This window comes from Spirillospora sp. NPDC048823, from assembly GCF_043198445.1.
GTDB lineage: Bacteria > Actinomycetota > Actinomycetes > Streptosporangiales > Streptosporangiaceae > Spirillospora.
This window is the reverse complement of the sequence record NZ_JBICUT010000002.1, coordinates 648,891-665,713: the sequence shown is the minus strand read 5'-3', so window position 1 is coordinate 665,713 and position 16,823 is coordinate 648,891. Positions and strand designations below refer to the sequence as shown.

Annotated in this window: 16 protein-coding genes; 6 read left to right on the top strand and 10 right to left on the bottom strand. The window is 71.9% G+C overall.

Going from position 1 to position 16,823, the window contains the following annotated elements:
- Window position 1 precedes the first annotated feature (1 nt).
- The gene (locus tag ACGFK0_RS06580; protein WP_392901117.1) at window positions 2-1,678 is read right to left on the bottom strand and encodes a carotenoid oxygenase family protein; all 1,677 of its coding nucleotides are present in this window, start codon (window positions 1,676-1,678) and stop codon (window positions 2-4) included.
- 110 nt (window positions 1,679-1,788) lie between these two features.
- On the opposite strand from ACGFK0_RS06580, the gene ACGFK0_RS06575 reads away from it, so the two are divergent.
- Window positions 1,789-3,453 carry an acetolactate synthase gene (locus ACGFK0_RS06575; RefSeq protein WP_392901114.1) on the top strand — a complete coding sequence of 555 codons (1,665 nt, stop codon included), beginning with the start codon at window positions 1,789-1,791 and terminating at the stop codon, window positions 3,451-3,453.
- Window positions 3,446-3,940 (top strand): GNAT family N-acetyltransferase, encoded by a 495-nt coding sequence (locus ACGFK0_RS06570; protein WP_392901112.1) that lies wholly within the window; start codon window positions 3,446-3,448, stop codon window positions 3,938-3,940. The genes ACGFK0_RS06575 and ACGFK0_RS06570 overlap by 8 nt, the downstream gene beginning before the upstream one ends.
- A 10-nt stretch (window positions 3,941-3,950) precedes the next feature.
- Here the strand turns inward: ACGFK0_RS06570 and ACGFK0_RS06565 are convergent, their stop codons facing one another.
- Both ACGFK0_RS06565 and ACGFK0_RS06560 read right to left on the bottom strand, forming a co-directional pair.
- Entirely contained in the window at window positions 3,951-4,148 is a 198-nt protein-coding gene (locus ACGFK0_RS06565; RefSeq protein ID WP_392901110.1) for a hypothetical protein, read from the bottom strand.
- Window positions 4,141-5,505, bottom strand: a complete 1,365-nt coding sequence (locus ACGFK0_RS06560; RefSeq protein ID WP_392901108.1) for an acetyl/propionyl/methylcrotonyl-CoA carboxylase subunit alpha — start codon at window positions 5,503-5,505, stop codon at window positions 4,141-4,143. The genes ACGFK0_RS06565 and ACGFK0_RS06560 overlap by 8 nt, the downstream gene beginning before the upstream one ends.
- A 404-nt stretch (window positions 5,506-5,909) precedes the next feature.
- On the opposite strand from ACGFK0_RS06560, the gene ACGFK0_RS06555 reads away from it, so the two are divergent.
- Window positions 5,910-6,863, top strand: coding sequence for a hypothetical protein (locus ACGFK0_RS06555; protein WP_392901106.1), 954 nt, complete (start codon window positions 5,910-5,912; stop codon window positions 6,861-6,863).
- A complete protein-coding gene (locus ACGFK0_RS06550; RefSeq protein ID WP_392901103.1) occupies window positions 6,860-7,294 on the top strand; it encodes a DoxX family protein in 435 nt (144 codons plus the stop codon). Before ACGFK0_RS06555 ends, ACGFK0_RS06550 begins: the two co-directional genes overlap by 4 nt.
- A 147-nt stretch (window positions 7,295-7,441) precedes the next feature.
- Here ACGFK0_RS06550 and fusA read toward each other — a convergent pair whose 3' ends face one another.
- Window positions 7,442-9,478 carry an elongation factor G gene (gene fusA / locus ACGFK0_RS06545; protein WP_392901101.1) on the bottom strand — a complete coding sequence of 679 codons (2,037 nt, stop codon included), beginning with the start codon at window positions 9,476-9,478 and terminating at the stop codon, window positions 7,442-7,444.
- 110 nt (window positions 9,479-9,588) lie between these two features.
- Window positions 9,589-10,257, bottom strand: coding sequence for a GntR family transcriptional regulator (locus ACGFK0_RS06540; protein ID WP_392901098.1), 669 nt, complete (start codon window positions 10,255-10,257; stop codon window positions 9,589-9,591).
- A gap of 45 nt (window positions 10,258-10,302) precedes the next feature.
- Here ACGFK0_RS06540 and ACGFK0_RS06535 point away from each other — a divergent pair, with 45 nt between their 5' ends.
- Window positions 10,303-11,064, top strand: a complete 762-nt coding sequence (locus tag ACGFK0_RS06535; RefSeq protein WP_392901096.1) for a DUF1932 domain-containing protein — start codon at window positions 10,303-10,305, stop codon at window positions 11,062-11,064.
- Here ACGFK0_RS06535 and ACGFK0_RS06530 read toward each other — a convergent pair.
- From ACGFK0_RS06530 to ACGFK0_RS06510, 5 genes are all read right to left on the bottom strand, one after another.
- Entirely contained in the window at window positions 11,061-12,008 is a 948-nt protein-coding gene (locus ACGFK0_RS06530) for a catechol 2,3-dioxygenase (protein WP_392901094.1), read from the bottom strand. The genes ACGFK0_RS06535 and ACGFK0_RS06530 overlap by 4 nt on opposite strands.
- Window positions 12,005-13,057 (bottom strand): 4-oxalomesaconate tautomerase, encoded by a 1,053-nt coding sequence (locus ACGFK0_RS06525; RefSeq protein ID WP_392901091.1) that lies wholly within the window; start codon window positions 13,055-13,057, stop codon window positions 12,005-12,007. Before ACGFK0_RS06525 ends, ACGFK0_RS06530 begins: the two co-directional genes overlap by 4 nt.
- Window positions 13,054-13,758, bottom strand: a complete 705-nt coding sequence (locus tag ACGFK0_RS06520; RefSeq protein ID WP_392901089.1) for a 4-carboxy-4-hydroxy-2-oxoadipate aldolase/oxaloacetate decarboxylase — start codon at window positions 13,756-13,758, stop codon at window positions 13,054-13,056. Before ACGFK0_RS06520 ends, ACGFK0_RS06525 begins: the two co-directional genes overlap by 4 nt.
- A complete protein-coding gene (locus ACGFK0_RS06515; RefSeq protein WP_392901087.1) occupies window positions 13,755-14,495 on the bottom strand; it encodes a PIG-L deacetylase family protein in 741 nt (246 codons plus the stop codon). The genes ACGFK0_RS06520 and ACGFK0_RS06515 overlap by 4 nt, the downstream gene beginning before the upstream one ends.
- Before the next feature lie 270 nt (window positions 14,496-14,765).
- Entirely contained in the window at window positions 14,766-15,980 is a 1,215-nt protein-coding gene (locus tag ACGFK0_RS06510) for a YncE family protein (RefSeq protein WP_392901085.1), read from the bottom strand.
- Between the two features lie 138 nt (window positions 15,981-16,118).
- Between ACGFK0_RS06510 and ACGFK0_RS06505 the strand changes: the two genes are divergently transcribed.
- Window positions 16,119-16,766 (top strand): TetR/AcrR family transcriptional regulator, encoded by a 648-nt coding sequence (locus ACGFK0_RS06505; RefSeq protein WP_392901083.1) that lies wholly within the window; start codon window positions 16,119-16,121, stop codon window positions 16,764-16,766.
- Window positions 16,767-16,823: the final 57 nt, after the last annotated feature.

Genomic DNA, 16,823 nt, shown 5'->3' with positions numbered 1-16,823 from the left:
GTCAGCGGGCGTCGAGGTCGGCGGCCACCTCGTGGGCGGTGGCGGCCAGGTCGGGGTCCAGCTGGTCGAGGCGGGCGTCCAGGTCGTCGGCGAAGCGATGCCGTTCCAGGTCGGGGGCGGGGACGGCTTCGGGCATCCATGCGGAGTGGATCAGGAACGGCATCGTCGTCCCGCCGGGCGGTGCCAGGACGGCGACGGGGCCTCGCCCCACGTCGGCGGCGTCGAAGAGTTCGATGCGGAACCGGTCGTCGTTGTGGACGGCCACGACCAGGTATCCCTCGTGGCCGCCGGGATTCGCGCCGGCATAGCGGGTTCCGCCTCGGCCGCGTGGGACGAACGACGGGGACGTGGGGTAGTCGTCCACGGAGAACGTCCACTCGGACAGGGCCTTGAGGTCTTCGCGGTCGTGGGTGACCAGGACGGCCGGCGTTTCCTCCGCCGGGAACAGCGACGGGTCTATGCGGCCCTCGTAGTTGCTCATGGCCCGCCGGTTGACGGCCTCCGGGTGGAAGCCGAGGTAGACGAGGTGGTGCCGGGTCGGGTCGGTCTGGCCTTCGATGCTCCAGTCGATGGCGGACAGCTCGGCCTGCCACCACCGTTCCGGATCGCGGGCGCGGGCTCGTTCCCGCACCCGGCCGGTTTCGGGGTCGAACTGCAGGACGGTCGTGAGCGCGGGTGTCATGCCGTGGCAGTACATGCCGCGCAGCGCCGGGTCGATCGGGTGGCCGTGCACGTCGATGTCGTCTTCGCGCAGGTACATCCCGATGTCCACGCCTTCGCTGTGCTCCATCACGACCTGGACGCCGTCGGTATCGTCGTAGCGGGCGTAGAAGTGGTTGACCTCGGGGGCGATGCGGAACTCCTTGCAGGTGACGGTTCCGCACCCCGGGGCCAGGTCGTCCTTGCGGATGAGCAGCACGGGACCGTCGGGGTTGTTGGCGACGGTCCGCTCGCCGCCGAACACCTCCTCGGGGTCGATCTTGTAGGCGGTGTCGGCGAGGACGAGCCAGTCGCGGGTCTGGGTGATGGTGTGCGTGGCCTGCGGAAGAGCCGCGTTCTCGACGTCCCAGCGCTGGACGCGGGTTCCCGTGCCGTCGTATCTGATCACGGAGACGGCGCCGGACAGCACGTCCCGGCTGATGCTCCACAGGCATCCGCGCTCGGGGTCGACGACCGGGTGGGCGGTGGTGGAGATCAGCGGCAGGACGGCCTGGTCCATGGCGGGTTTCCAGTCGTCGCGGTGCCCGACCTCGGCGACGAACTCCAGCGTGACGGGGTCGACCTCGACCGGGCGGCCCGCGTCCCAGGTCGCGAAGAGCCGGTCGCCCCACGGCAGCGGCGCGGTGTTGGCGGCGTTGACGAACCCCCACGGTGAGCTGGTGCCGACCGGACCGGCGGTGAAGAGGTCGGGACGTTTGGCCCGCAGCCGGACCGACGGGGTGTCGACGACGCGGGCGCGCCAGGCGAAGCGGCCGGCGGGCGCGCCGTCCGTGCCGGGCCGGAGGGACAGCCTGGCCATGATCCCGTCGCCGAAGAACGCGTGCAGGGGCCGGGTCCGCTGGTCGGACGTGCTGACGACGTAGTGGCCGCGGACGTCGTCCGGCCATGAGCCGGCGACGACGTCCAGGTCCATGTCGGCGACGTCCTGCCTGCCGAGGATCGAGCGCGGGACCGGCATCGGCACCTCCAGGGGGTCGGCTTCCCCGCCAATCAATCGTGGGACGGTGTTGGTCGTCAACCCTCTAACTACTAATGCACGAGTAAGCAACTGCTTGTTACGGTGCGTGCATGACGGCTCGGCACGGCGGCGACACGGCGATCGCGGAGATCCGCAGGCACGGCGTCGAAACGATGTTCACGCTGTCGGGCGGGCATGTGTTCCCGCTGTACGACGGCGCGGTCGGCGAGGACGGCGCCAAGACGGCGGCGGACGCGGCGCCCCGCATCCTGGACGTCCGGCATGAGCAGACCGCCGTGTTCGCGGCGGAGGCGACGGCGCGGCTCACCCGGCGCACCGGCCTGGCCGTCCTGACGGCGGGCCCCGGCGTCACGAACGGTGTCAGCGGGATCACGACGGCCCACTTCAACGGGTCCCCCGTCGTCGTGCTCGGCGGCCGGGCGCCGCTGGGCCGGTGGGGCGCGGGCGCGCTCCAGGAACTCGACCAGCCGCCGCTCCTCGCGCCCGTCACGAAGCTGGCGATGACGGCGGGTGGGCCGGACAGCCTCGCCTCCGACGTCGCCCGCGCCTTCGCGACGGCCGCCGCCCCGCACCGCGGGCCGGTGTTCCTCGACGTCCACATGGACCACCTGTTCGGCCCCGCCGGCCCGGGCGGCGGCGCCGACAAGATCCCCGAGCCGCCGGAGCGCCCGGCCGACCCGGCGGCGCTGGCCCGCGTCGCCGCGCTCCTGAAGGCCGCGCGCCGCCCCGTCCTCGTGCTGGGCTCGGACGTCTGGATGGACGGTGCCGACGAGGCCGCCCGCGCGTTCGCCGAGGAACTGCGGCTGCCCGTGGTCGCCAACGGGCAGGGGCGCGGCATCCTGCCCGCCGGGCACGAACTGCTCGTCACCCGTGCCAGGGGCGCCGCGTTCGGCGACGCCGACCTCGTCATCGTCGCGGGCACGCCGCTGGACTTCCGCCTCGGCTACGGTTCGTTCGGTGACGGGACGGCCAAGGTCGTCCACCTCGCGGACGCGCCCTCGCAGCTGGCGTCCCACCTCCGCCCCGCCGGGTCCGCGGCGGGGGACCTGTCCCTGCTGTTCGCCGACCTCGCCGCCGCATGCGCGAAGGCGGGCGTGTCCCCCACCGTGTACGCGGAGTGGAAGGACGGCCTGCGCGACACCACCTGCGCCGCCATCGCCGACGACATCGACCTGCTCGCGTCCGGCGCCGACCCGATCCATCCGCTGCGGATCTACGGGGAGCTGTCCAAGGTCCTCGACGACGACGCCGTGGTGATCGGGGACGGCGGCGACTTCGTCTCCTACGCGGGCAAGTACGTCGAGCCGCGGCGGCCCGGCGGCTGGCTCGACCCCGGCCCGTACGGCTGCCTCGGCACCGGGCTCGGCTACGCGATCGCGGCGCGCCTCGCCCGCCCGGCCGCGCAGGTGGTGCTGCTGCTCGGCGACGGAGCCGCCGGCCTGTCGCTCATGGACGCCGATAGCCTGGTACGGCACGGCCTGCCGGTCGTCATGATCGTGGGCAACAACGGATCCTGGGGGCTGGAGAAACACCCGATGCGCATGCTGTACGGCTATGACGTGGCCGCCGACCTGCAGCCGCACTGCCGCTACGACGAGGTCGTGAGGGCGCTCGGCGGCGCCGGTGAGCTCGTCACCGACCCGGACGAGATCGGGCCCGCCCTGCGCCGCGCGTTCGACTCGGGCGTCCCGTACCTGGTCAACGTCGCCACCGACCCGGACGTCTCCTACCCGCGCAAGACCACCGGTGTCTGACCCGGTGATCGTCCGCCCGGCCCGCCCGGACGAGTACGGCCTGATCGGCGACCTGACCGCGGAGGTCTATGTGGACGGCGGGCTGGTGTCGCCCACGTCCTCGTACGTGAGCACGCTCCGGGACGCCACCGCCCGCGCCGCCGAATCCGAACTGCTCGTCGCCGAGTTCGGCGGCGGGGTCGCCGGGGCCGTCGCGTACTGTCCGCCGGGCAGCCTCTACGCCCAGGTCGCCGGGCCGGACGAGGCCGAGTTCCGCATGCTGGCCGTCCGGGAGAAGGCCCGCGGCAGGGGCGTCGGCCGCGCCATGGTCCGGGCGTGCGCCGACCGTGCCCGCGCCGCCGGGCTCACCGGCCTGCGCCTGTCGACCGGGCCGGACATGGCCGCCGCGCACCGCCTGTACGAGCGCATGGGTTTCGTCCGCACTCCCGACCGCGACTGGGCGCCCGTCCCGGGCGTGGACCTGATCACCTACGCCCTGGCGCTCTGATCGAGGACGTCTAGGACGCGGTGCCCGGTTCCAGCACGCCGTGCTCGGAGCAGCGGGCCGTCCAGCCGAGCGGCGTGACCTGGACGATCATGCGGCGGCGGCAGCGCGGGCAGTAGCGCGGCGGCTCCATCAGGCGGGCGGTGCGGCAGGCGGCGTGGTCGCCGCCGGCGGCCGGCTCACCGCACCGGTCGCAGTAGCGCTCATCCATCGGCGTGCCCTTCCCGCATGCGGGCCACCAGCCCGATGTCGTAGGTCCCGTCCGCGAATTCGGGACGGTCGAGGATTTCGCGCAGGAAGGGCAGGTTCGTCGCGGGTCCCTCGATGCGCAACGCCTCGAAGGCGGCCCTGGCCCGGCGCAGCGCGTGGTCGCGGTCGTCGCCGTGGACGCACAGCTTGGCGAGCAGCGGATCGTAGTGGGGGGTGACGGTGGTGCCCTCGGTGTATCCGGCGTCGATGCGGATGCCGTCGCCGACGGGCTCCTCCCACACCTCGATACGGCCCGACGCGGGGAGGAACCGCTGCGGATCCTCGGCGCGGACGCGGAACTCGACGGCGTGGCCGCGCGGCGCCGTGCCGGTGAACGAGACGGGCTCCCCGGCGGCGACGCGGAACTGCTGCTCGACGAGGTCGATGCCGGTCACCGACTCGGTGACGGCGTGCTCTGCCTCCAGGCGGGCGTTCATCTCCAAGAAGTAGAACTCCTGCGCGCCGGGGTCGACGAGGCATTCGACGGTGCCGGCGCCGCGGTAGCCGACCGCCTCGCCCGCGCGGACGGCGGCGGCGAGCATCCGCTCACGCAGCGCCGGGGTGACGCAGGGCGACGGGGCCTCCTCCACGATCGGCCGGTGGCGGATCTGGACGGAGCATTCCCGCTCGCCGAGCGCCACGACGGTGCCGTCGGCGAGGCCGAGGATCTGCACCTCGACGTGCCGGGCGCCCGGCACGAACCGTTCGATCAGTACATCGTCCCCGCCGGTGGAACCCGGCCCGAACAGGCGCTCGGCGCCGGCGCGGGCCGCCGTGTAGGCCTCGCGCAGCGTCTCCTCGTCGGCGGCGACGCCCATGCCGATGCCGCCGGTTCCCGCGGCGGGCTTGACCATGACGGGGTAGCCGATGCGCTCGGCCTCCTCGACCGCGGTCCGGACGTCCGGGACGGGCTCCCACACGCCGGCCGCGACGGGGACGCCCGCCTCCTTCACCAGGTTCCGGGAGTTGATCTTGTCGCCCATCCGGGCGATGGCCAGCGGCGGCGGCCCGATCCAGACGCGGCCGTGGTCGGCGACCGCGCGGGCGAACGCGGCGTTCTCGGCGAGGTACCCGTCACCGGGATGGACGGCCTGCGCGTTCGTCCTGCGCGCGGCCTCCAGGATCGCGGGGACGTTGAGGTAGCTGCGCGCGGGATCGGCGGGGCCGATGAGGACGGCCTCGTCCGCCTCGGACACGAACGGAAGGTCCGCGTCGGCCTGCGAGTACACCGCGATGGCCTTGAGTCCCATCGCGCGCGCCGTGTGGATGACCCGGCTGGCGATCTCGCCGCGGTTCGCCACGAGCACCGACTCGAACACCTGCGGACTCCCCCCTCGCGGATCGGCCGGGGCCGGTGCCCCGGTCAGCCGAGACTAGCGGGGGCGGTGTCCCCGCGTCCGGCCGCGTGCCCGGAAGGTCCCGGGTCGCGGACGTGTGCATCCCGGCCGCCCGCCGCCGCCTCCCGGCCCGCGGGAATATCGGCGAAATCACCGGTCTGTTTTCCGGCGTTTCGGTGAACTCACTGCTCAGCGGTCCAGGGCGGCCCGATTGTGCGGGGGCACAATTGACTTCGAGTCGAACCCGGTTCACCGTGTGGACGTCGCGGCCGACCGATTCCGCATTGACGCGGAATGATCTGTGAACCCCTTCATATCGGTCAGCCGCCGCATGCAGAAAATGCGCCGCGGTTCCCCGCTCGGCGCGGCTCCCCAAGGAGGAGACCTTGTCCCTCAGAAGATTCCTCGTCGTCATCGGCGCGGCGACGGCGCTGGCCGGCGCGGTGCTGCTCCCCGCCACCGCCCAGGCGGCACCGGCCACGAAGACCGAACCGGCGGCGGCACAGTCGCAGACCGTGACGGTGCGGTACGGCCCCTACACCATTCCGGGGGCGGCCGACGGCGAGCACGGAATGCTGCCGAACCAGATCGACTTCAACATCGAGAAGCCCTGCGAGAACTGCTATGTCACGGGCTTCAAGCCGAATCTCGTCTACGCGGACGGAAGCAACGCCAACATCAACACCGGGCCGATGCTGCACCATGCGGTGATCTTCAATTCGGCCGCGCGGGACACCGTCTGCATGGGGCCCGAGCGCGTCCTCGCATCCGGCAACGAGCGGGTGGAGAGCGTGTTCCCGGCCGGCTACGGGTTCCGGATCGGGTCCCGCGACCGCTGGAGCCTGCTCGCCGACCTGATGAACCACGCGCACCAGGAGAAGACCGTCTACGTCGAGTTCACCTTCACCTACGAATCCGCGTTCGGCTCGCGCATCACGCCGGTCACGCCGCTCTGGCTGGACGTCGGCGGCTGCGCGGACTCGACCTGGGACACGCCCCCCGGGCAGGAGAGCGAGAACTCCCGGACGTGGCGCTCGACGATCTCGGGTGACCTCGTCCACATCCGCGGGCACGTGCACCACGGCGGCATCGCGGTGCAGACCGAGAACGTCACCACCGGGCAGTTGATGTGCCGCAGCGTGGCCGAGGAGGGCGGCACACCGGAGTTCATCGACCACCACGGCAACACCGAGATCTCCGACATGCCGTCGTGCGGCGGGAGCCCGATCGGCCGGATCGACCGGGGCGACACCCTGAAGATCACCGCGTCCTACCGGGCGTCCGAGGAGGGATTCAAGGGCGTCATGGGCATCATGACCGGCTGGGTGACCGAGAGATGATCTCGGTGGACCGGCTGGGCCAGCCGGTGCTCGCGCTGTTCCGCGCCGTCGTCGGGCTGCTGTTCCTGTGCCACGGAACGGCGTCGCTGTTCGGCGTGCTGGGCGGCAACCGGGGCAGCGGCCAGGCACTCGACTTCGCCGCCTGGCCGGGCTGGTGGGCGGCGCTCATCCAGTTCGTCTGCGGCGCGCTGGTCCTGGCCGGCCTGTTCACCCGCCCGGCGGCCGTCCTCGCGTCCGGTTCGATGGCGTACGCGTATTTCGTCATCCACCAGCCGGATGGGCTGCTGCCGATACGCAACGGCGGCGAGAGCGCGGCGATGTTCTGCTGGGCGTTCCTGCTGATCGCGGTGTTCGGACCGGGCGCGTGGGCGCTGGACTCCCTCCTCGCCCGCCGCCGCACCGAGCCGGCGGGGACCGCCTCGCGCACCTGATCCGCATCAGTGCGGAGGGGCCCGGCGACCCGCCGGGCCCCTTTCGGCGCGTCGTGCGCAGCAGTGGCCCGCCGGTCTGCGTGACCGTCCGAAGCCGACCGGGGCCGCACGGCCGGTATGGCCGGTGCGGCCCCGGCCGGCCGGGGCCTAGCCCGCCGAGATGATCTTCTCGGCGACCGGGGGCGGGACCTCGGCGTGGGCGTCGAACTGCATCGAGAAGACGCCGCGGCCGGAGGTCATGCCGCGCAGGGCCCCGACGTAGCCGAACATCTCCGACAGCGGGACCAGGGCGCGGACGACCCGGGCGCCGGCGCGCTCACCGGTGCCCTCGACCCGGCCGCGGCGGGCGTTCAGGTCGCCGATCACCGACCCCAGGTACTCCTCCGGTGTGGTGACCTCGACGGCCATCACCGGTTCGAGCAGCACCGGACGCGCGCCCCGGACCGCCTCCTTGAACGCCATCGAACCGGCGATCCTGAAGGCGAGCTCGGACGAGTCGGTGGAGTGGAAGTCGCCGTCGAGCAGGATGACCCGCACGCCCGTCATCTCGTGCCCCGCGAGGACGCCGGTCTGCATCGCCTCCTGGCAGCCCGCGTCCACGGACGGGATGAACTCCTTCGGGATCCGCCCGCCGGTGACCCTGTTGACGAACTCGTACCCGTCCTCGATGGGTTCGAGGGAGATCTGCACCTTCGCGTACTGGCCTTTGCCTCCCGTCTGCTTCTGGTGCTTGTAGCCGACCCGGTCCACGGGCCGCCGGATCGTCTCGCGGTAGGCGACGCGGGGCCGGCCCACGTTGGCGCCGACGCCGAACTCCACCTTCATGCGATCGATGAGGATCTCCAGGTGGAGTTCGCCCATGCCGCCGATGACGGTCTGCCCGTTCTCGTCGTGGACCTGGAAGGACGGGTCCTCTTCCGAGAGCCGCTGGATGGCGGCGCCGAGCTTCTCCCTGTCGCCCTTGGACCTCGGCTCGATCGCGACCTCGATGACCGGGTCCGGGAAGTCCATGGACTCCAGGACCACCGGGTGCGCGTCGTCGCACAGCGTCTCGCCGGTCGTGGTCTGCTTCAGGCCCATGACCGCGACGATGTCGCCCGCGCCCGCCGACTCGATCTCCTCGCGGCTGTCCGCGTGCACACGGTAGATCTTGCCGATGCGCTCCTTGCGCGACTTGACGCTGTTGAGCACCTGGGCACCGGACTCCAGCCGTCCCGAGTAGACCCGGACGAAGGTGAGCCGGCCCAGATACCGGTCGCTCATGATCTTGAACGCGAGCGCGGCGAGCGGCGCCTCGTCCGAGGCGGTCCCGGCGTCCGGCTGCTCGACGTCCAGCGGCGACGGCAGGTACCGCACGACCGCGTCCAGGAGGGGCTGGACGCCCTTGTCCTTGAACGCGCTCCCGCAGAGCACCGGGGTGACCGCCGACGCGACCGTGAGCCGCCGGATCGCGGCGTGCAGCTGCTCCTGCGACGGCTCGGTGCCGTCCAGGTACAGGGCCATGACCTCCTCATCGTGCTCGGCGACCGTCTCGATGAGTGTGGCGCGCCATCGCCGGGCGTCCTCGGCGAGAGCCGCCGGGACGTCCACGACCGCGTACCCGCCGTCCGACCAGACGTGCGCCCGGAGGGTGACGAGGTCGGCGACGCCCTCGAACCCGGCCTCGGATCCGATCGGCAGCTGCACGACCAGCGGCACGGCCCCGAGCCGCGTACGGATCATGTCCACGCACCGGTGGAAGTCGGCGCCGGCCCGGTCGAGCTTGTTGACGAAGCAGAGGCGCGGCACGCCGTACCGGTCGGCCTGCCGCCACACCGTCTCCGACTGCGGCTCGACGCCCGCGACGCCGTCGAACACCGTCACGGCTCCGTCGAGGACGCGCAGGCAGCGTTCGACCTCGATGGTGAAGTCGACGTGGCCCGGCGTGTCGATGAGGTTGACGGTGTGCTCGGCGCCGTCGACCGCCCAATGGCAGGTCGTGGCCGCCGACGTGATCGTGATGCCCCGGTCGCGCTCCTGTTTCATGAAGTCGAGCGCGGCGGCGCCGTCGTGGACCTCGCCGATCCGGTGCGAGACGCCGGTGAAGAACAGGATGCGCTCGGCGGTCGTCGTCTTGCCGGCGTCGATGTGCGCCATGATCCCGATGTTGCGAACCTTGGCGAGGGCAAGGAATGTGGCTGTCATCGGGAGTCCTCCTTCGCTCTTGATGACGACCGCCGCCGGACAAGATCGTCCGTTTACGGCAAGCGCGACCGTAGCGGTGCGAGCCACACGAAGGCGAAGGGTTTTCGGGCCTAGGGGGTACGGTCCCGGTCGATCCGGGCGAGGGTCTCGATGACGCTGCGCAGGTGGGCGCGGGCGGCGCGTTCGGCGGCCTCCGGGTCGCGGGCGCAGATCGTCTCGATGATCTCCAGGTGCTGCGGAAGGGAGACCTGCGGGCGGCCCGGGTGCATGGCGAGCCTGAACTGGTGGCGGACGCTCTGGGCGCGCAGCCGTTCCAGGACGCCGGCGGCCGTCCGCTGACCGCTGATCTCGCGGACGCGGCGGTGGAGCCGCTCGTTCAGCCGCGAGTAGCCGAGGACGTCGCCGGACGCGACCGCGGCGCGCATCTCCGCACCGACCGCCTGGAGATCCGCGATGTCCTGGGCGGTGGCGCGCTCGGCGGCCTTGGCGGCGCACAGGCCCTCGACGACCATGCGGACCTCGGAGATCTCGACGGCCTCGGCGAGGGACACCGCGCGGACGCGGGCGCCGCGGTTCTGCATGCGCTCGATCAGCCCCTCGTTGGCCAGTTCGAGGAGGGCCGCGCGGACGCTGGCGCGGCTGGCGGCGAACTGCTCGGACAGATCGGCCTCGATCAGCCGCTGGTTCGGGACGAACTCGCCGCTGAGGATCGCCTCGCGGATCCCCGCCACCACGTCGCTCACGGCCGCTCCGAGATTGTCGCCAATTTTGTCGCTCATCTAAGGTAGCTCAGGCAGGGGATCCGTCGTGAAGAGGAGAACGGTATGCCGACCATCGCGGTGCTGGGGCTCGGCGAGGCGGGCGGCGCGATCGGGAACGATCTCGTCGCGGCCGGGGCCGTGGTCCGCGGATACGACCCGGCCGTCCCCGCCCCGGACGGGATGGTCGCGACCGGCAGCGAGGCCGAGGCCGTCGCCGGGGCCGACCTCGTGCTGAGCGTCAACAGCGCGCACGACGCCGTCGCGGCGCTCAGGGCGGGCCTCGGCGCGGTCGGCGGCGGTGCCGTCTGGGCCGACCTGAACACCGCGTCCCCCGGGCTGAAGCGGGAACTGGACGCCGTCGCCAAGGCCTCCGGGGCCCGCCTCGCCGATGTGGCGATCATGGCGCCGGTACCGGGACGCGGGCTGCGCACCCCGATGCTGGCCTGCGGCGACGGGGCCCGGGACGTCCGCCGGGTCCTCGCGCCGCTCGGCGCGTCCGTCGAGGTGATGGACGCCGGGGCAGGGGCGGCGGCGGGACGCAAGCTGCTGCGCAGCGTCTTCTTCAAGGGCCTGGCCGGGTCGGTCGTCGAGGCGCTGGAGGCGGCGCGGGCCGCGGGCTGCGAGGACTGGCTCCGGCAGAACATCGTCGACGAGCTGACGGCGGCGGGCGCGGGCACCGTGGAACGGCTCGTCACCGGGACGTACAAGCACGCCGCCCGCCGCGCCGCCGAGATGGAGGCGGCCTCGGCGATGCTGGACGAGCTGGACGTCGAGCCGACCATGTCCGCCGCCAGCCGCGACCTCCTGACCCGCCTCTCCCGTTAGCCGACGGGAGGGGTGCCGTGGGTGTGGAACGACTCGATCGTCTTCAGGCCCCATGCCTGGCCCTTCGCGCGCTCCGCCTCCGTCCAGGTGATCGTCTTCCAGTCCGGTGCCAGGACCAGGCGGGCGCACGGGTTGCACAGCTCGACGCGGTTGCCGCCCGGCTCGTAGACGTAGAGGAAGAACGTCTGCTGGATGGCGTGCTTGTGCGGTCCCGTCTCGATGAAGACGCCGTGGTCGAGGAAGATGTCGGCGGCGCGGAGGATGTCCTCGCGGGTGTCGGTCGCGAACGCGATGTGGTGCAGGCGGCCGTTGCCGCCCGTCCGGTCCCGCGTGTAGACGAGGTCGTAGGACTTGTTGGTGAAGGTGACCCAGCGTCCGGCGATGGTGCCGTCGTCGAGGCGGATCTGCTCGGTCGGGTGCCCGCCGAGCACGTCCCGCAGGAAGTCGGTGCTCGGCTCGACCTCGGCGGCCAGGAAGTTGACGTGGTCGAGGCGGCGGACGCACACGCCCATCGCCGGGTACGCCTGCGCCTGGTTCTTCAGCGACGGCGCCAGCTCCGGAGGCGCCTGGTACCACTCCGACTCCCAGTAGATCTCCAGCTCGTGGCCGTCGGGGTCGCGGAACACGTACGTCGGGCCGATGCCGGGGTCGCCGTCGCGCCAGCCGATGCCGAGCCCCGCGTCCTCGATCGCCCTGACGCGCCGGTCGAGCGCCTCCTGGCCGGACGCGCGCAGGCCGGTCCGCCGGATGCCCGACGTGCTGTGCGCGGTGAGCTTGAGGGTGTGGTGCTCATAGTCGTCCCACGTCCGCAGGTACACCGAGTCGCCTTCGGTGCCGTTCTCGGTGAGGCCCATGACGCGGGTGAAGAACCACAGGCTCTTCTCGGGTTCGGGTGTCAGCAGCTCGACGTGGCCGACGTGGGCGATCTCGTGCTTGATGGTCATGGTCTGCTCCGGGGGAAGACTGTTCCGTCGAAAAGCTTGCGGGCCGTCCGGACGACGCCGGCCCGCCGGACGGCCGTGCCGTCCAGCTCGACCCGCACGTCCAGACGGCCGGTGGGGTGCTCGATGCTCATCGGGACGCCCGGCGGCGGGAACTCGGCGAGGTCATGGCCGGCCGCGCCGTCGATCAGGACCGCGGTGGCGACGCTGACCGCGCCGAGCACGCCGATCGAGGTGTGCACGCGCAGCGGGATGAACGTGCGGGTGCAGATCATTCCACCGGCGCGCGGCGGCGCGACGAGGGTGGTCTTGGGCACCGGGGCGGCGCCGACGTCGCCGAGGCCCATCAGCTCACCGGCCTGGAGCCGCAGCGACTGGACGCGGTCGCGCAGCGCGCCCAGGTCGTCCGGGGTCTCGTACCCGGTGACGCCGAGGTCGGACGCGGCGGCCACCACCACCGGCATCCCGTTGTCGACGCAGGTGACCTCGACGCCGTCGATCACATCGCGGAGACGGCCGGTGGGAAGCAGCGCCCCGCAGGCCGACCCCTCCGTCTCCGCGAAGTCCAGGACGACCGGTGCGGCGGTGCCGGGCACACCGGAGACGGCGGTGTCGCCGTCGTAGTCGGCGGCGCCGCCGGGCGTGGGGAACGTCGCGGTAGCGATCCCGCCCGAGTTGAGCATCCTGATGCGGACGCTCGTGCGCTCGTCCCCCGCCGCGACCAGCCCGCGCTCGACGGCGAACGGCCCGACGCCGGCGAGCAGGTTGCCGCAGTTCTGCCGGGCGGAGACGACCGGTTCCTCGACGCCGAGCTGGAGGAACAGGTAGTCGACGTCGGCGGCCGCGTCGGCGGAGCGGGAGACGACAGCGACCTTGCTGGTGAGCGGGTGGGCGCCTCCGATCCCGTCGATCTGCCGGGGATCGGGGGTTCCCATGACGCGCAGCAGCAGGTCGTCGCGTCCGGCCGGGTCGGAGGGGAGGTCGCCGGCCAGGAAGTAGGCGCCCTTGGACGTCCCGCCGCGCATCAGCATGCAGCGAACGCCGGCGTTCACTCGGTGTACTCGACGTACTCGACGTACTCGACGTACTCGATGCCCATCTCGGGCAGCCGGGCGCGCAACCCGTAGCGGTCGAGGCCGAGTTCGCCGCGCCGGAACGCCTCCCGGGTCGCGGCCTCCCTCTCCTCCCGGGCCTTGGATGCGGCGATCGCGTCCGGGACGCCGCCGCGCGGGACGCAGAGCACGCCGTCGTCGTCGGCGAGGATCACATCGCCCGGCCGGACGGCCTGCCCGCCGATCGTCACCGGGACGTTCACCGACCCCGGCGTCGCCTTCACGGTGCCCTGGGCGCTGACGGCGGCCGACCACACCGGGAAGCCCATCGCGTGCAGTTCCGCGACGTCCCTGACCCCGGCGTCGATGACCAGACCGCGCACGCCCCTGTGCTGGAGCGCGGTCGCGAACAGCTCGCCGAACATCCCGTCGGTGGACGGCGACGTGGTCGTCACCACCAGCACGTCACCGGGCCGGCACTGCTCGACCGCGACATGGATCATCAGGTTGTCGCCGGGCCACGACAGGACGGTCACCGCCGTCCCGCCGATGCGAGAGCCCAGGTGCACGGGGCGGATGGACGGCCCGAGGCACCCCGTCCGCCCCATGGCCTCGTGGACGGTCGCGACCCCGTACCCGGCGAGCGCGTCGACCGAGGCGGCGTCGGCGCGCGGCGGGTTCGTGACGACGACCGTCCTCACACCAGGACCCCCGTGGTCTGCGGGTAAAGCCGGACGTACGCCTCGGCCATCGTGCTGTGCGGCAGGCCGAGGTTCGGGCCGGCGTTGCGCTTCAGCTGCACGCCCCGCCGCTTGGCGAGGTCGGTGTAGTAGTCCCACATGTGCTGCTGCGCGGGCAGGCACTCCATGGCCTTGCGCTTGCGGTCGAACACCGCCGTGATGTCGAGCAGCACGTCCGGCTTGAACTCGCACTGCTCCGGCTGGTGCGGCTCGAAGAAGAAGACCGGCGGCGCACCGAGCGGCTCGCCGGGCGCGTCGTATCCGATGGCCTGCGCCAGCACCCGCGCCTGGAGCGCCATCCGCGCCGCCGCCGGGTGGTCGCCGTTGTAAGGGTCGGCGAGGGTGTGGGTGAGCACCACCGCCGGCTCGAACTCCCGGTACACGCGGACGAGCCGGTCCACCAGCTCCGGCGTCTCGACGAGCGGGTAGTCCCCGGCGTCCAGGAACTCGATCTCCGCGCCGAGTTCGGCCGCCGCGGCCTCCGCCTCGGCCCGCCGGATTCCCTTGATCTCCGCCAGGCCCTTGCCCGCACGCCACGCCTTCGCCGACTCGCCGCGCTCGCCGAAGCTCAGGCACACCACCTTCGCACGGTCGCCGCGCTCGGCGGCCAGGGCGATCGCGCCCGCCGCGCGCCAGACGAAGTCACCGGCATGCGCACTGATCACCAGAAGGGGACTGGACGGGGCGTCGCTGCTCATGGCAAACCACTCTGCGACGTGTCGCCCAAATTGTCAACAATCCTGAGAACATTAGCGGCGGCGGCTGCGGACCTGGTCGGGCAGGAGGCGACTGAGCCGCAGCAGTTCCTTGTACGGGTCCCAGAGGCCGCGACCATCATCGCGACGATGAGGACGGCCCGCGATCCCGAGCGTGTGACCCACCATGTATCTGACCACGAGGGCCACCACGTGGCCCGCCGGGGGTGTGGGTGTCCGGCGGGCCGCGCGATGGCCGGTTCGGGTGGCGGGTCAGCCGTTGCCCGGGTCCAGCGAGCCGACGGCCTCGGGGGTGAGCTTGGCGGCGCGCTCTCGCTGCGGGAACTCGCCGACGTCGATGCGCGCGACCTCCTCGGCCGTCCGGTAGTCGATCACCGAGATCTGGTTCTTCTCGGCGAGCGACACGTAGCAGTCGTGGCCGTTCGGGCCGGTCTGCGTCCAGTACGGCAGGGCGTCGGTGTCGTAGTGGACGGTCCCGTCCGTGGTCAGGCCGGGACGGGACACGACGGAGACGTAGTCGTCGATCGTCCCGGCGACGCACAGCTTGGTCTCGCCGGCGTTCATGGCCATGCCGTGGTGGGCGGAGTTCTGCGGGTAGTCGTCGGGGCTCAGCGCGGCGCCCTTGTCACTGAACGGCATCTCCACCGTCCGCGTGATCGCGCCGGCCGTCAGGTCGTACTCGACGAACCCGTTCAGGTAGGACAGCTGCGCGTACATGGTCTTGTTGTCGCGCGTGAAGACCGCCGGGCGGATCCCGTACTCGAACTCGTAGGTCCGCAGATGCTCGAACGTGTTCGCGTCCACCGCGGTGACCGACCTCGCCCCCTTGAGCCCGTTGAGGATCTTGGGCAGCGAGGTGATGCCGATGCTGGAGTTGTAGAGGATCGACCCGTCGGGCGAGTAGTCGTTGGCGTGCGGGTAGCTGCCGGTGGCGAAGACCGTCACCAGCTCACCCGTCGCGGTGTCGATGACCTCGGCCTTGCCGGCCGTGGTGGCGCTGACGACGAACTTCGTCCCGTCCGGCGACAGCGCGGCGTGGTCGGCTTTGAAGCCCTCCGTCTTGCGCCGCCACAGCATCCGCTTGCTCGCGATGTCGAACGCGACGGCGTCCGAGAGCACGCCCCGCGAGACGTAGAGGGTCGTGCCGTCCGGGGACACGGCCATGTCGTCGACGAGCTTGCGGTAGCCCTGGATGTTGTTGACGACCTCGTAGCCGATGCGCTCGACCACGTTCATCGCGTCCAGGCGCTCCTGCAGGTCCGGGACGACGTTGATCGAGCCGAGGTTCTCGTAGGTGGCGGTGTCGATGAAGCTGACGGTGCCGCCCTGGCCGTTGCCGACGGCCATCACGTCGCGCAACTGGACGGCCTCCGCCCTGGGGGCGAGGCCGCCGGCCAGCGCCGTCACCGCCGCCAGGAGGGCGCAGACGAGTATCGCGGCAGGTCTTCGGAGACTGAGGGAGGGCATGACTACCTCCTGTCGGGGGTTGGTCTCCAGTCTGAAAACGGCCGTATTCTGACTTGGTTACTGGACGGTAGGACAAGGGGGCGCTCGACACAAGGCCCATATGCGGGAAAATGCCGTCTCGGGTGTGGAGGGAGCGACGTGGCAGGCAGGCGCACGACGCCGACCGGCAGGTACGGCGGCCGCTCGGCCGCCGAGCGGCGCGCAGAGCGGCGCCGCAGATTCCTGGACGCCGGCCTGGAACTGTTCGGCCGCGGCCCCGGCTACCGGGCCACCACCGTCGCGGCCCTCAGCGAGGCGGCCGGCCTGTCCACCCGGCAGTTCTACGAGGAGTTCAGCACCCTGGAGGACCTGCTGGCCGAACTCCACCTGGAGGTCAACGACACGGCGGAGCAGGCCGTCCTCACCGCCCTCCCCGGCGTCGAGGGCCTCCCCCTGGCCGAACGCACGGCCCGCCTCTTCCGCGCCTACGCCGCCAGCATCACCGCCGACCGCGCCCGCATCCGGATCGCCTTCGTCGAGATCATCGGCGTCAGCCCCCGGATGGACCGCCAGCGCCTCGCCCGCCGCGCCCGCTGGATCGAGTTCATCTGCGCCGAAGCGGCCGCCGCCGCCGAACGCGGCGAGATCGCCGACCGCGACTACCGGATCGCCGCCGCCGCCTTCACCGGCAGCATCACCGGTCTCCTGCACGACTGGGACGCCGGCTGGGTCGAAGCCTCCCTCGACGAACTCATCGAAGAACTCGTCCTCCTACTCCTCGGCCGCCTCCACGCCGCCGACGCCTGACCCGGAATCGACGACCGCGTCTCACCCGTCCCCGTAAGGGATCGATAGAGCGCTCGT